Below are 13,220 nucleotides of genomic sequence, written 5' to 3'. Positions count from 1 at the left end.
CTCGCGGGCGCGGCGGGCCGGGCGGTCGCGGTCCCGGGGGCGGTCCCGGGGGCGGTCTCACGGGCTGCGGGCGTCACCGGTGCGGCTCCGGGGTGAACGCGGTGCGGGCGGAGGTGAGGAAGTGGCGGATGGTGGATTGTTCGGGTGGGGCGAAGGAGCTGATCACCGCGAGGAGGTCGGTGATCAGGGGGTCGAAGAACGTGTGGCCGAGGCGGAGGGCCCCGGGTTCGATCTGGAGGAGGACGCGGCGGCGGTCGTGCGGGTCGCGGGTGCGGGATACGTGGCCCAGGCGTTCCAGGCGGTCGATCACGGCCGTGGTGCCCGCCGAGTTGAGGCCGAGGCGGGTGCCGAGGAGGCCCGCCGTGGCCGGTTCGTCCGCGCGGGCCGCGTCCAGCAGGCAGATCAACGCCCGCACGTCGGTGGGGTGCATGCCGTTGCGGGCCGCGAACTCAGCCTGGCGCAGGCCGAATTCGACCGACACCGCGCGGAGGAGGTGGACGATGTCCATCGTGTGCGGATCGCCGCCCGGCGGGTTCGGGGGTTCGGTGTCGTGCATGTCGGCTCCCGGGTAATGTCTCGTTCAGCGAGATTATTGTCTGGCGAGACAGTGAGGTGCCCACCGTGTCCCGCACAGCAGCACCGACCGCCTTTCGGTCCGCCTACGAGGACGCGCTCGCGCGGTGGCCCGAGCGGGTCGAGCCGTTCGACGTGCCCACCCCCTTCGGCCGCACCCGCGTCAACCGCTGCGGGCCGCCCGGCGCACCGCCGCTCGTGCTGCTGCCCGGCGGTGGGGCCTCCTCCGCCGTGTGGGGGGAGTGCGTCGGCGCCGGGCTGGCCCGTACCCATCGGCTGTGCGCCGTGGATCTGGTGGGGGAGCCCGGCCTGAGCAGCCCCGTCCCCGGGCGTCCCCTCCGTACCGTCGCCGATCTGGGCGGCTGGCTCGACGCCGTCCTCGACGTGCTCGCCCCGGACGGGCCGGTGGTGCTCGGCGGGCATTCGTACGGGGCCTGGATCGCCGCCCATTACGCCGCCCGGCGGCCCGAGCGGGTCGGCCGGCTGCTGCTGCTCGACCCGACGCAGGTCTTCGCCGGGCTCCGCCCGCGCTATGTCCTGCGGGCCCTGCCCATGCTTCTGCGGCCCACCCCCGGCCGGATCCGCTCCTTCCTCGCCTGGGAGTCCGGCGGCGACGCCACCGCCCTCGACCCTGAGTGGCTGCGGCTCCAGGAGTGCGCCGCCGCGTTCCCCACCGTCCGGCCCGTCACCGGCCCGCGGCCCCGGCTCGCCGGACGGGCCGGCCCGCGCGTGGACGTGCTCCTCGCCGCCCGTGCCCGCTGCCACGACGCCGCCCGCGTGGCCCGTGCCGCCCGGGACGCCCTCCCCGGCGCCCGCGTGGAGGTGGTGCCCGGCGTCTCCCACCACGCGTTCCCGCTCACCGCGGCCCCCCGCGTCGCCGCCCTGCTCGCAGCGGACTGACCGGCTCCGGCTCGCTCCGGCTCGCTCCGGCTCACTCCAGGTACTCGTGCGCCAGCGCCGCCGCGCCCACCGCCGGCGGCAGGGTCAGGCCCAGCACCAGGACGAGCAGCAACGTCGCGAGCGCGCTGTCCGGTTCCTCCGGCCGGCCGCCCAGCCGGGGCGCCGCCCGGCCGTCGGGATCCCGGGTGACCTGGACGGACGTACCGATCCTCGGGGCCGTTCCGCCCGCCAGCTCTATGGTCGTGCGGGCGCCGCCGGGCAGATGCAGGACCACCGCCGTGACCTTGTCCTCGACGCCGCCCACCGGGTCGGAGGTGTGCACCCACTCCGTGACCCGCGCCTGCTCGCTCACCCCCCGCTCGTGCAGCGCCCGGTCCTCCCGCAGATCCGCCTGGAGCCCGACGAGCAGGATCCACGGCAGGCTCAGGAACACCGCCAGCAGCCCGGCCACCGTGAAGGCCGTCTCCCGCCGCCTGGCCAGCGTGATGCCCACCGCCCAGTGCGCGGCCACGACCCCCACCGCCAGGGCGATCGTCCACAGCCCGCCGCGCGGGCCCTCCCAGCAGGCCCGCGCCGCCCCGTACGACCCGGCGGGCAGCCCCACCAGCACCGCGCCCGCCGCGAGATCGCACCGCCGGACCGCAGCCATGAGCCCCCCTCACGCCCCCGACGGCAGCCCCCCTGCCGCGCCCTCCCTGGGCTACCCGGCCGGGACGGCCCGTACCCGGCGGGCCGGGGGCGCACAGGAGGTGCGGGGCGCTGAACCGCCGGCGGTCACGCCCACCCCCGTCACCCCCACCCCGTCACGCCGCCCGCCGTCAGGCCCGTCCGCGGGACAGCGCCTCGCGGACGGCCTCCTCGGAGCGGGCCACCACGGCGGTGCCGTCCTCGGCGGTGATGATCGGCCGCTGGATCAGCTTCGGGTGCGCGGCCAGGTGGGCGATCCAGCGGGCCCGCGCCTCGTCCGTCTCCTCGCGCGGCAGGTCCCGTACGCCGCTCTCGCGGGCCAGCGGGTCCGACGTACGGGTGATGTCCCACGGCTCCAGCCCGAGCCGGCCGAGGACCGCGCGGATCTCCTCCTCGGAGGGCACGTCCTCCAGGTAGCGGCGCACCGTGTAGTCGGCGCCCTCCGCGTCCAGCAGGGTCAGCGCGGCGCGGCACTTGGAACAGGCGGGATTGATCCAGATCTCCATGCTCCCGACCCTAACCGGACCCGTCCGACCAGGGGCTTCTGTCAGTGCTCCCCGGTAAAATCGAAGGAGTACGACAGGAAGCCAACTACTGTTTGGGAGGCTGTAGATGGCCACTGCCACCACCGTTCACCCCGTCAAGAAGAAGCCGCTGCCGGCGGGCCTGCCCCGCGAGTGGTACGAGAGCCACAACCGCCGCCTGAAGGCCATGCGGCTGGCCATATCCCTGCTCGACTCCGGGACCTACGACGCGCAGCGCGCCACCAACCGGAAGATACGGACGATGGCCGTCCGGACGGGCATCCACCGCCCGTCCAATGTCACCTGCCGGATGGTGCGCGCGTTCATCAAGGCGGCGTAGCGGCCCCGGCCGCCGAGGTTCCGCCCGGGGGAGGACCGCCGGGGCCGCGCGGGCCCCGGCCGTCCAGGGAGAGCAGCAGCAGGGCCACGTCGTCGCCGGGACCGCCGTGGGTGAAGGAGAGCAGGTCCCGCCAGACCGCGTCGACCAGGCCCGCCGGGTCCCGCGACAGCACGGACACCCGGGTCGCCAGGGGGTAGAAATGCCCCGTCGCGTCCCGGGCCTCCGTCGCGCCGTCGGTGTGCAGCAGGAACTGGTCCCCGGGCCGCACCGGAAGCTCCGCCACCGAGGGCGGGTCCGGGCCCGCGAGCCCCAGGCCCAGCGGAGGCCCCGGCTCCACGGCCACCTCCTCCACCGCCGTGCCGCGCAGCCGCAGGACCGGCGGATGCCCGCAGGACACCATCCGTACGACGTCCAGCCCCGGCGGGAACTCCACCAGTACGGCCGTCGCGAAGAGCTCCGCGTGCTGGTCGGAGGCCGCCGCCGCGTCCGCCAGCAGCCGCCGGTCCAGCCGGGCGGCGACCCCGGCCAGCCCGGTGTCGTCGAGCACCCCCTCGCGGAAGGCGCCGAGCAGCGCCGTCACGGTGGCCACCGCCTCCAGACCATGCCCCTGCACGTCCCCGACCAGCGCCCGTACGCCGAAGGGCCCGGCCCGTACGTCGTACAGGTCGCCGCCCACCAGCGTGCCGCGCTGCGCCGCCCGGTACAGGCCCGCGCAGTGCACGGGGCCCACCCGGCCGGGCACCGGCGGCAGCACCGCCAGCTGGGCGGCCTCCGCCACCGTGCGGACGCTGACCAGCTGGGCGTCCCGGCGCTGGCGCACCCAGGCGATCACCACGCTGAGCAGTCCGACCGCGGCCACCGTGGCCAGGTCCGTACCGCGGGCATGGCCCACGCCGAGGGCGGGCAGGCCGAGCAGGACCAGCACGACGGCGGCGAACACGGCGGTGCCGCCCGCGCCGTAGGCGAAGGCCGCCACCGGGGGCAGGCCCGCCAGGAAGAAGCCGAGCTCGGCGTCGGGGGTCAGCGCCTGGGCCAGCACCAGCGCCACCAGGGCCGCCGCGGGCGCGATCCGGGCCCAGCGCGGCGGCGGCTCCCCGCGCAGCCTGCCCGGCTCCTCGCGTCCGCGTCTCACCCCTCCACCCTGGTACGGGGGCGGGACCCGCGCACCCCGGACCGGCCCGCCGGGTGGCCGGGCGGGGCGCGGGCCGTGACAGTGGGGGCGTGACGGGAGACGAGGCCGCGCGGGGCGGGGAGGGCGACGGGGCGCTGAGCACGCGGCTGAACTGGCTGCGGGCGGGGGTGCTCGGCGCCAACGACGGGATCATCTCCACGGCGGGCCTGGTGGTCGGCGTGGCCGGCTCCACCACCTCGCGGGCGACGATCCTGGCGGCGGGGGTCGCGGGGCTGCTGGCGGGGGCGCTGTCGATGGCGGCGGGGGAGTACGTCTCGGTCAGCTCGCAGCGGGATTCCGAACGGGCGGCGCTCGCGCTGGAGCGGCGGGAGCTCGACGCGCGGCCGGAGGCGGAGCTGGCGGAGCTGACCGATCTGCTGGCGGCGCGGGGGCTGAGCCGGGAGGTGGCGCGGGAGGCTGCGGAGCAGCTGACGGCGCGGGACGCGCTGCGGGCTCACGCCCGGGTGGAGCTGGGGATCAATCCCGACGAGCTGGCCAACCCCTGGCACGCGGCCTTCGCGAGCCTGCTCGCCTTCACGGTGGGGGCGCTGCTGCCGCTGCTGGCGATCACCCTGCCGGGGGCGTCGGGGCGGGTCCCGGTGACGGTGGCGGCGGTGCTGGCGGCGCTGACCCTGTGCGGGGTGCTGAGTGCGCGGCTGGGCGGAGCCCCGGCGCTCCGCGCGGTCCTCCGCAACGTAGCGGGCGGCGCCCTGGCCATGACCACCACGTACGCGGTAGGCACGTGGCTGGGCACGACCCCGTAGCCCCCCGCCTCAATCGCCGGCGAGGCTGAATGGGCGAACCCGCGCCCCCGGCGAAGCCCAAGCCCCGGGGCTCCGCCCCGCACCCCGCGCCTCAATCGCCGGCGAGGCTGGGTTGGGCCGGTGGGCCTGGAAGTGGTGGGCGCGCGCCCTCGCCCCTGGCAGAGCTCAAGAATCGGGGCTCCGCCCCGGACCCCGCGCCTCAAACGCCGGCGGGGCTGGGTGTGGGCCAGCGACGCTGGACAAGGCAGCCAGGCCAATGGACCCGCAGGCGAAAGAGGCGGGGGCACACATCAAGCCCCGCCGGCGATTGAGGCGCGGGGTCGGGGGCGGAGCCCCCAACCCAGCCTCGCCGGCGTTTGAGGCGCGGGCGCGGAGCGCCGTACAGGAACGCCCGCCCAGCAGCCGCGCCCCGCGAAGGGCCAGGGCGAGCCCCGCCCGGGATACGCGCCCCGCGAGGGCAAGCGCGGGCCTAGCCCGGCAGCCGCGCCCCGCGAAGGGCAAGCGCGGGCCCCGCCCGGCAGGGCGGCGCGGCGCGGCTCGCGCCACGCAGTCCGGTCCGCCCGAGCCAGCGCAGCGACCCGGCAGGATGGCCCCATGCGAATCGCCATCACCGGCTCGACCGGCCTCATCGGCAGTGCGCTCGTGCGGTCCCTCCGTGCCGACGGCCATGACGTGGTCCGCCTCGTCCGGCGCGAGCCGAGGCCAGGACGGGGCGAGGCCCGGTGGGACCCCGACACCGGATACGTCGACCCCGCCCCCCTCGCCGGCTGCGAAGCCGTCGTGCACCTCGCCGGCGCCGGCATCGGCGACCACCGGTGGACCGACGCCTACAAGCGGAAGATCCGCGACAGCCGAGTCCGCGGCACCGCCACCCTCGCCCGCGCCCTCGCCGCCCTCGACACCCCGCCCGCCGTCCTCGTCAGCGGTTCCGCCGTCGGCTACTACGGCGACACCGGCGACCGCGTCGTCGACGAGGACAGCCCCGCGGGCCACGGCTTCCTGCCGTCCGTCTGCGTCGAGTGGGAGGCCGCCGCCGCCCCCGCCCGGGCGGCCGGGATCCGGACCGCGTTCGCCCGTACCGGACTGGTCGTCGCCAAGGACGGCGGGGCCTGGGGGCGGATGTTCCCCCTCTTCCGCGCCGGACTCGGCGGCCGGCTCGGGGACGGCCGCCAGTACTGGCCGTTCATCTCGCTCCGCGACGAGGTCGGCGCCCTGCGCCACATCATCGACACCCCCGCCCTGCACGGCCCGGTCAACCTCACCGCCCCCGAGCCCCTGACCAACCGCCAGATCACCGCCGCCATGGGCCGGGTGCTCAAGCGGCCCGCCGTACTGCCCGTGCCGGCGGCCGCGCTGCGGATCGTCCTCGGGGAGTTCTCCCAGGACGTGCTCACCGGTCAGCGGGCCCGCCCGGCCCGGCTGCTGGAGTCCGGCTACGTCTTCCGCGACCCCGGCATCGAGCAGGCCATCCGTGCCGCCCTCTAGGGAGCAGAACCCCCGCCGGATGATCGCTGTGCGACCTTTCGTGCCCCACATGCGACCGCTGTGCGACCACCGTGCGACCGGACTTGACCGCAATAGCACACCGAACTCGGTTTCCCCCGGAGCCGGTTGAGGGAAGGAGGATCCCCACACAGCCGCGCCGACCTCGGGGAGGGGCACGTGCTCAGCAGCGCACACCATGCCGCACACCATGCGGACGTCGTCATCGTAGGAGCCGGAGTCGCAGGACTCGCGGCCGCGCACCACCTGATCGCAGCCGGGGTCACCGTCACCGTCCTGGAGGCCGCCGACGGCCCCGGCGGGCGGATGGCCACCGACTCGGCCGACGGATTCCGCCTGGACCGGACCGGCCCCCTGCTCAACACCGCGTACACCGAACTCGCACGCACCCCCGCCCTGCGGGCGCTGACCCTGCGCCCCTTCACGCCAGGGGTCCTCGTCCACACCGACGGCCGCCAGCTGAGGGCCGGCGCCCTCACCCCGGCCCGCGCCCTCGCCAGCGGCTCCCTCGACCAGGCCCGGCTCAGCGCCGCCCTCGGCCGGCTCGCCGCCCTGCCCGAGGAGAAACTGCTCGCCCGGCCCGAACGCACCGCCCGCGCCGCCCTGCGCTCGCGCGGGCTGCCCCCGCGCACCCTCAACGGGGTGCTGCGGCCCCTGCTCTCCGCCCTGCTGCGCGACCCGGAGCTCACCACCTCCAGCCGCGTCGCCGACCTCGCCCTGCGGACCTTCGCCCGCGGCCGGCTCGCCGTACCGGAAGGAGGCGCCGCCGCCCTGCCCGACCTGCTCGCCGCCGGACTGCCGCCCGGCACCCTGCTGACCGGCATCCGGGTCCGCTCGGTGGCCACCAACCTCGTCACCACCGAGGAGCACGGCGACTTCCGCTGCCGCTCCGTCCTGCTCGCCACCGGCGCCCGCGCCGCCGCCGAGCTGCTGCCCGGGCTGCGGGTGCCCGCCTTCCACGAGGTGACCCTGCTGCACCACGCCACCGCCGGCCCGCTGCCCCGGGACGCCTCGCTGGTCCTGGACGGCGACCCCCGCTGGCCCGTCTGCCACACCGCCGTCATGAGCGCGGTCGACCCGACGCGGGCCCCGGCCGGCCGCAGCCTGGTCACCACCACCGTGCTCGGCCCGCCGCCCCCGGCGCGCACCGTCGCCGCCCGGCTGGCCCGGCTCTACGACACCCCCACCCGCGCGTGGGAACTGCTCGCGGTGCACCACACCCCGGACGCGGTCCCCGCCATGCCCCCGCCCTACGACATGCGGCGCCCGGTCCGCGTCCTGGCCGGGCTGTACGTCTGCGGCGACCACCGCGACGCCAACACCGTCCAGGGCGCACTCCATTCGGCCCGCCGGGCCGGCGGCGCCATCCTGCGCGACTTCGGCATCCCGCTCCCGGTCGCCCCGGAGCCCGCACTCCCGGTGGCGGCCTGAGAACCACAGACGACCCAGGGACCCGGTCCTCCCGCCTCGGGACCGGGCCCCTGCCGCACGCCCGGCCGTGCGGACCGCCTCAGGACAGGGCCGCCACCCGGTCCCGGTAGGTCCGCACGGCCGAGGCGTCCCGGTACGGCTCCAGCCGCCGCTCGAAGTCCCGTACGTACTCCACCGCGCGCACCGACCGCATCTCCATCGCCTGCTGCGCCGCCTCCGCCCCCAGCGCGCACGCCTGGTCCAGCTCGCCCAGCCCCAGCCGCGCCGTGGCCAGCACCACCCGGCAGAACAGCCGCGACCGGGCGTACGCCGCCCCGCGCAGCTGGAGGGAGCGCTCCGCGTGCTGCGCCGAGGCCCGGTACTGCTGGAGGTCCCGGTGGCAGTGCCCGAACTCGTCCGCGAGCTGCGCCTCGTCGAAGGGGCGCGCCCAGTGCGGTACGTCGTCCCCCGGCCGGGCCGCGCCCAGCGCCCGCTCGGCCCGCACCAGCGAGGCCGTCGCCGCCCGGACCTCACCGAGGACGGCGTGCCCGCGCGCCTCCGCCGCGTGCAGCAGCGCCTGCACCACCGGCGGCGGCCCGGAGCCCACGCCCTGCTGGGCCACCCGGGCCAGCTGCACGGCCTCCCGGCCGTGGCCGAGGTACACCGCCTGACGGCTCATGGTGACCAGCACATAGGCCCCGTAGGGGCGGTCCCCGGCGGCCTGCGCGAGCCGCAGCGACTGCACGAAGTACCGCTGGGCGAGCCCGTGCGCGGCGATGTCGTACGAGGTCCAGCCCGCGAGCCGGGTCAGATCGGCGGCGGCCGCGAACAGCCGCCGGCCGGTGCTGTCCCCGTAGGTGCCGCGGAGCATCGGCTCGGCCTCGTGCTCCAGGTACCGCACCAGCGCCTGGCGTGCGTGCCCGCCGCCGTAGGTCTGGTCCAGGGTGCGGAACAGCTCGCTCACCGATCTCAGCGCGGCGATGTCCCCGGCCGTCACGCGCTGGCCCGGCCCCCGGTCGATCTGCCGCTGGCGCGGCACCGAGGTCCGGCCCTGGAGCGGGACCCGGGCCGCCGCCGCGGGCTCCGCGCCCCGGCCCACGCGCTCGTCGGCCCGCCCGATCAGCCAGTCCCGGCTGGGCACCACCAGCCCGGCCGGGGTGAAGGCGATCTTCCGGAGCTCCGCGTGCGAACCGGAGTCCTTGCGCCACAGGCCGCTCGCGATGTCCACGGCCTCCTCGGGGGTGGCGGCGAACTCCAGCCCGGCGTACACGGGCGCGCAGGCGTCCAGCCCCAGGTCCTGGGCGGAGAGCCGCCGGCCGAGCCGGCGGGTGAACACCTCCGCGATCAGGGCGGGGGTGGTGCCGCGCGGCTGCTGCCCGCGCAGCCAGCGGGTCACCGAGGTCTTGTCGTACCTCAGATCGAGACCGTGTTCGAGCCCGAGCTGGTCGACGCGGCGGGCGAGCCCGGCGTTGGAGAACCCGGCTTCCGCGATCAGCGCCGCGAGTTGCCTGTTGGGGACGCGCTGGGCAGGTCGTTCCGTCATCGGCTCCACGGTTTCCTGACGTGACGGACCGGTGCCCCGGCCCTGTGGACGGCGTGAATGTAGCGGCGAACTTCGCCCGGCCCGCCCTCTCTGCCCCATATTCATCCGATCGTGTGCAGAATCAGTAGGGCTCTTTACGGACCGGCGCTTCCGGCCCGCGTACGCTGCGCCCCATGAACCGCACGCCCCGCGGAGCGCACCGTCCCGAGGAGCGCGCCGAATCCACCGCCCCGCTGCCCCCGCCCGAGATCACCGAGGCGGAATGCCGCCGCTGCGGCACCCTCATCGCGGGGCTCGACGGGCGGTACGCGTGCGGGGTGTGCGGCTGGGTGAACGACCACTCGGAGGGCCACCGGCGGCTGCCGCGCGCGGACGAGGACCCGGACCGGCCGCCGCGGAGCAGGCGGCGGGGGCCCGAGGCGGGCCGGGCGCCCGAGGCGGGCCGGGGGGCCTGAGGGGGCCGCACGGGCCGCCGTACCCTTGCCGGGTGAGGTACGTGCACACAGCAGGTTCAACGAGGAGGCGCTGCGGTGGCTGAGCTTGGGTTTGTCCATCTGGGCTTCGGACCGGAATCCGTCGAGTACACCCGGGCCTGGGACGAGCAGCGCAGGGTGCACGCCGCCCGCTTCGCGGACGAGATCGAGGACACCTGCCTGCTGGTGGAGCACCCGCCCGTCTACACCGCGGGCCGCCGCACCGACCCGAGCGAGCGCCCCCTCGACGGCACCCCCGTCATCGACGTGGACCGCGGCGGCAAGATCACCTGGCACGGCCCCGGCCAGCTCGTCGGCTACCCGATCATGAAGCTGCCCCGCCCGGTGGACGTCGTCGCGCACGTGCGCCGCCTGGAGGAGGCCCTGATACGCACGGCCGCCGATTTCGGCCTGGAGACCACCCGGATCGAGGGCCGCTCCGGGGTCTGGGTGCTCGGGGACCCGGTCGAGGAGCGCCCGCAGCTGGGCGGCCTCTCGCTCGACTTCGACCCCCGGCTGGCCGACGAGGAGTTCGACCCCCGGCTGAACGGCCCCGAGTACGCCCCCTCCAACGCCGGCCAGCGCCGCGAGGACCGCAAGCTCGCCGCCATCGGGATCCGGGTGGCCAAGGGCGTCACGATGCACGGCTTCGCGCTCAACGTGAACCCGGACAGCACCTGGTTCGACCGGATCATCCCCTGCGGGATCCGGGACGCCGGTGTGACCTCCCTCTCGTACGAACTGGGCCGGGAGATCACCGTGTCCGAGGTGGTACCGGTGGCCGAGAAGCACCTCAGGGACGTGCTGGAGCACGCCGAGCTCCGGCCGCGCGAAATCGAGACCGCATAGAGACCTCACGGCTGCGGGAATGAGTCCGGCCGCTCGCAGGTTGGTCGGCGTAAGAGCGTACGAAATTACGGGCGTACCCTGGGGGGCGCCCGAACAATCGAAGTCACAGGGAGCCGGTCGTGTCCGCAGTCGCACCCGACGGACGCAAGATGCTGCGCCTGGAGGTCCGGAATGCCCAGACCCCCATCGAGCGCAAGCCCGAGTGGATCAAGACCCGGGCGAAGATGGGTCCCGAGTACACCAAGATGCAGGCCCTGGTGAAGGGCGAAGGACTGCACACGGTGTGCCAGGAGGCCGGCTGTCCCAACATCTACGAATGCTGGGAGGACCGCGAGGCCACCTTCCTCATCGGCGGTGACCAGTGCACCCGGCGCTGTGACTTCTGCCAGATCGACACCGGCAAGCCCGAGGCGCTGGACCGCGACGAACCGCGCCGCGTCGGCGAGTCGGTCGTCACGATGGACCTGAACTACGCCACCATCACCGGCGTCGCGCGCGACGACCTGGCCGACGGCGGCGCCTGGCTGTACGCGGAGACCGTGCGCCAGATCCACCAGCAGACGGCGGGCCGCGAGACCGGCCACACCAAGGTCGAGCTGCTGGCCCCCGACTTCAACGCGGTGCCGGAGCTGCTGGAGGAGGTCTTCGCCTCCCGCCCCGAGGTCTTCGCGCACAACGTGGAGACGGTGCCGCGGATCTTCAAGCGCATCCGCCCCGGCTTCCGCTACGAGCGCTCGCTCGACGTGATCACCCGGGCCCGCGCCTACGGCCTGGTCACCAAGTCGAACCTGATCCTCGGCATGGGCGAGGAGCGCGAGGAGGTCTCGCAGGCGCTCAGGGACCTGCACGAGGCCGGCTGCGAGCTCATCACCATCACCCAGTACCTGCGGCCCTCGCCGCGGCACCACCCCGTGGAGCGGTGGGTGAAGCCGGCCGAGTTCGTGGAGCTGGCGAAGGAGGCCGAGGAGATCGGCTACTCCGGCGTGATGTCGGGCCCGCTGGTCCGGTCCTCGTACCGGGCGGGGCGGCTGTACCAGCAGGCGATGGAGAAGCGCGGGCGCGTCGAGGCGTGAGCTCTCGCCCTGCGCCGGGCGCGTGATGGCCGGATGTATCCGGATGCATAAGGCCGGGCGTGTGAAGTCCGGCACAAAGATTACCAATCAGTAATACCGCGCCGACGCGGCCCCTAGGCTCTTCAGAGGGAGAGTCCGGCGGGCCGCGTCGGCGTATGCGACGCGTCAACGACATTTGACCGCCCGGTCACGCCCTGGTAACACCAGTCAGTGACGCTGGGTCCACGCACCGCACACACCGCCCCCATCACCCCGGATGCGGGCATCGTGAAAGGGATCGTCAACATGCAGGCCGCGCCCGTACGCGCCATCGCCATCCCGACCCTCTCCGACGCCTTCCGCGGCATCGAGTCCCTGCTGATGAGCGGGGCCCGCCGCAACGCCTGGGCCGCCGTCCTGGAGGACCGCCGCCGGGCCAAGGACCGCGTGGAAACCGAACACGTACTTGAGGCCGCGGCTACCCGAACCCCGCAGGCCACGTAAACTCTGGGTATGGCGAGGAAGTCAAACGCAGAGACTGCTGCGAACCCCGGGCGACTGAAGCAGATCGCCCTTACGTACAAGATGACGCGCAAGGCCGACCCGAAGGTCGGTCTGATCGTCGCGGGCGTGGGAATCGTCACCTTCGGTGTCTTTCTTGCGATCGGCTTCCTGATCGACCACCCGGTCTACCTGGGCATCCTGGGCTTCCTGGTGGCGTTCCTCGCGATGGCGATCGTCTTCGGGCGGCGGGCCGAGCGGGCTGCCTTCGGGCAGATGGAGGGACAGCCGGGCGCGGCCGCGGCCGTACTGGACAACGTCGGACGGGGCTGGACGACCACCCCGGCCATCGCGATGACCCGGCAGCAGGACATCGTCCACCGCGCCGTGGGCAAGGCCGGCGTGGTGCTGATCGCCGAGGGCAACCCGAACCGGGTGAAGCCGCTGCTCGCGAACGAGAAGAAGAAGATGGCCCGGATCATGCCGGACGTCCCGGTGCACGACTTCATCGTGGGTACGGGCGAGGGCGAGGTGCCGCTCAAGAAGGTGCGCACCACCCTGCTCAAGCTGCCGCGCGTGCTGGCCGGACCGCAGATCACCCAGGTCAACGACAAGCTGCGGGCCATGGGCGACCTCATGAGCAATATGCCGCTGCCGAAGGGCCCGATGCCCAAGGGCATGCGGATGCCGCGCGGCGGGAAGATGCGCTGACGCCGCCGACGGCGGATCCGCTCACCTGATTTTCGTATACGGGCACGACGCACGACAGGGGCGCTTCCCGAGCTACCGGCTCGGGGGGCCCCCCCCTGGGGGGGGGGGGGGGATTGGGCGGCCGGGGGCAGGAGCGGCGGGGTCGAGCGCCTTGCGGGGGCTTGGCCGTACGGGCAGGGGCGGCGGGGCCGAGCGCCCTGCGGGGCCGCGGCTCCGGCC

General features: G+C 75.0%; 15 protein-coding genes. 10 read left to right on the top strand and 5 right to left on the bottom strand.

Annotation, left to right across the window (positions count from 1 at the left end):
* Positions 1-73 precede the first annotated feature (73 nt).
* A complete protein-coding gene (locus tag ABZ873_RS23610) occupies positions 74-508 on the bottom strand; it encodes a MarR family transcriptional regulator (protein WP_360875460.1) in 435 nt (144 codons plus the stop codon).
* 113 nt (positions 509-621) lie between these two features.
* Here ABZ873_RS23610 and ABZ873_RS23605 point away from each other — a divergent pair, with 113 nt between their 5' ends.
* Positions 622-1,473 carry an alpha/beta hydrolase family protein gene (locus ABZ873_RS23605; protein ID WP_360875416.1) on the top strand — a complete coding sequence of 284 codons (852 nt, stop codon included), beginning with the start codon at positions 622-624 and terminating at the stop codon, positions 1,471-1,473.
* A gap of 31 nt (positions 1,474-1,504) precedes the next feature.
* Here the strand turns inward: ABZ873_RS23605 and ABZ873_RS23600 are convergent, their stop codons facing one another.
* Together ABZ873_RS23600 and ABZ873_RS23595 are read right to left on the bottom strand one after the other, a co-directional pair.
* Positions 1,505-2,122: a hypothetical protein gene (locus tag ABZ873_RS23600; RefSeq protein WP_360875414.1), complete on the bottom strand. Its 618-nt coding sequence runs from the start codon at positions 2,120-2,122 to the stop codon at positions 1,505-1,507.
* A gap of 169 nt (positions 2,123-2,291) precedes the next feature.
* On the bottom strand, positions 2,292-2,666 hold the full coding sequence (locus ABZ873_RS23595) for an ArsC/Spx/MgsR family protein (protein WP_360875412.1): 375 nt from the start codon (positions 2,664-2,666) through the stop codon (positions 2,292-2,294).
* Positions 2,667-2,772: 106 nt separating this feature from the next.
* Here ABZ873_RS23595 and ABZ873_RS23590 point away from each other — a divergent pair, with 106 nt between their 5' ends.
* Positions 2,773-3,024, top strand: a complete 252-nt coding sequence (locus ABZ873_RS23590) for a hypothetical protein (RefSeq protein ID WP_360875410.1) — start codon at positions 2,773-2,775, stop codon at positions 3,022-3,024.
* On the opposite strand, the gene ABZ873_RS23585 is transcribed toward ABZ873_RS23590, so the two are convergent.
* Complete coding sequence (locus ABZ873_RS23585; protein WP_360875408.1) at positions 3,011-4,156, bottom strand: PP2C family protein-serine/threonine phosphatase; 1,146 nt, start codon at positions 4,154-4,156, stop codon at positions 3,011-3,013. The two genes, ABZ873_RS23590 and ABZ873_RS23585, sit on opposite strands and share 14 nt — an antisense overlap.
* Before the next feature lie 89 nt (positions 4,157-4,245).
* Here ABZ873_RS23585 and ABZ873_RS23580 point away from each other — a divergent pair, with 89 nt between their 5' ends.
* From ABZ873_RS23580 to ABZ873_RS23570, 3 genes are all read left to right on the top strand, one after another.
* Entirely contained in the window at positions 4,246-4,959 is a 714-nt protein-coding gene (locus tag ABZ873_RS23580; protein WP_360875407.1) for a VIT family protein, read from the top strand.
* A 594-nt stretch (positions 4,960-5,553) separates the two neighbouring features.
* Positions 5,554-6,444 (top strand): TIGR01777 family oxidoreductase, encoded by an 891-nt coding sequence (locus ABZ873_RS23575; RefSeq protein WP_360875405.1) that lies wholly within the window; start codon positions 5,554-5,556, stop codon positions 6,442-6,444.
* A 177-nt stretch (positions 6,445-6,621) separates the two neighbouring features.
* Complete coding sequence (locus tag ABZ873_RS23570) at positions 6,622-7,893, top strand: FAD-dependent oxidoreductase (protein ID WP_360875403.1); 1,272 nt, start codon at positions 6,622-6,624, stop codon at positions 7,891-7,893.
* Between the two features lie 79 nt (positions 7,894-7,972).
* Here ABZ873_RS23570 and ABZ873_RS23565 read toward each other — a convergent pair whose 3' ends face one another.
* The gene (locus ABZ873_RS23565; RefSeq protein WP_360875402.1) at positions 7,973-9,415 is read right to left on the bottom strand and encodes a regulator; all 1,443 of its coding nucleotides are present in this window, start codon (positions 9,413-9,415) and stop codon (positions 7,973-7,975) included.
* A 173-nt stretch (positions 9,416-9,588) separates the two neighbouring features.
* On the opposite strand from ABZ873_RS23565, the gene ABZ873_RS23560 reads away from it, so the two are divergent.
* From ABZ873_RS23560 to ABZ873_RS23540, 5 genes are all read left to right on the top strand, one after another.
* On the top strand, positions 9,589-9,870 hold the full coding sequence (locus ABZ873_RS23560) for a hypothetical protein (protein ID WP_360875400.1): 282 nt from the start codon (positions 9,589-9,591) through the stop codon (positions 9,868-9,870).
* A gap of 75 nt (positions 9,871-9,945) precedes the next feature.
* A complete protein-coding gene (gene lipB / locus ABZ873_RS23555) occupies positions 9,946-10,737 on the top strand; it encodes a lipoyl(octanoyl) transferase LipB (RefSeq protein WP_360875398.1) in 792 nt (263 codons plus the stop codon).
* Positions 10,738-10,856: 119 nt separating this feature from the next.
* Entirely contained in the window at positions 10,857-11,810 is a 954-nt protein-coding gene (gene lipA, locus ABZ873_RS23550) for a lipoyl synthase (RefSeq protein WP_360875396.1), read from the top strand.
* A 285-nt stretch (positions 11,811-12,095) separates the two neighbouring features.
* Positions 12,096-12,293 (top strand): hypothetical protein, encoded by a 198-nt coding sequence (locus ABZ873_RS23545; RefSeq protein ID WP_360875458.1) that lies wholly within the window; start codon positions 12,096-12,098, stop codon positions 12,291-12,293.
* Between the two features lie 9 nt (positions 12,294-12,302).
* Complete coding sequence (locus ABZ873_RS23540) at positions 12,303-13,001, top strand: DUF4191 domain-containing protein (RefSeq protein WP_360875394.1); 699 nt, start codon at positions 12,303-12,305, stop codon at positions 12,999-13,001.
* The last annotated feature ends 219 nt before the right edge of the window (positions 13,002-13,220 follow it).

Source organism: Streptomyces sp. NPDC047014 (assembly GCF_040644195.1).
GTDB lineage: Bacteria > Actinomycetota > Actinomycetes > Streptomycetales > Streptomycetaceae > Streptomyces.
This window is presented reverse-complemented; position numbering and strand designations above follow the sequence as displayed.

Excerpts from the sequence above, each read along its gene's own strand:
- ABZ873_RS23565 (WP_360875402.1), bottom strand. The coding sequence starts at position 9,415 with ATGACGGAACGACCTGCCCAGCGCGTCCCCAACAGGCAACTCGCGGCG.
- ABZ873_RS23540 (WP_360875394.1), top strand. The coding sequence starts at position 12,303 with ATGGCGAGGAAGTCAAACGCAGAGACTGCTGCGAACCCCGGGCGACTG.
- ABZ873_RS23590 (WP_360875410.1), top strand. The coding sequence starts at position 2,773 with ATGGCCACTGCCACCACCGTTCACCCCGTCAAGAAGAAGCCGCTGCCG.
- ABZ873_RS23545 (WP_360875458.1), top strand. The coding sequence starts at position 12,096 with ATGCAGGCCGCGCCCGTACGCGCCATCGCCATCCCGACCCTCTCCGAC.
- ABZ873_RS23560 (WP_360875400.1), top strand. The coding sequence starts at position 9,589 with ATGAACCGCACGCCCCGCGGAGCGCACCGTCCCGAGGAGCGCGCCGAA.
- ABZ873_RS23575 (WP_360875405.1), top strand. The coding sequence starts at position 5,554 with ATGCGAATCGCCATCACCGGCTCGACCGGCCTCATCGGCAGTGCGCTC.
- ABZ873_RS23610 (WP_360875460.1), bottom strand. The coding sequence starts at position 508 with ATGGACATCGTCCACCTCCTCCGCGCGGTGTCGGTCGAATTCGGCCTG.
- ABZ873_RS23595 (WP_360875412.1), bottom strand. The coding sequence starts at position 2,666 with ATGGAGATCTGGATCAATCCCGCCTGTTCCAAGTGCCGCGCCGCGCTG.
- ABZ873_RS23600 (WP_360875414.1), bottom strand. The coding sequence starts at position 2,122 with ATGGCTGCGGTCCGGCGGTGCGATCTCGCGGCGGGCGCGGTGCTGGTG.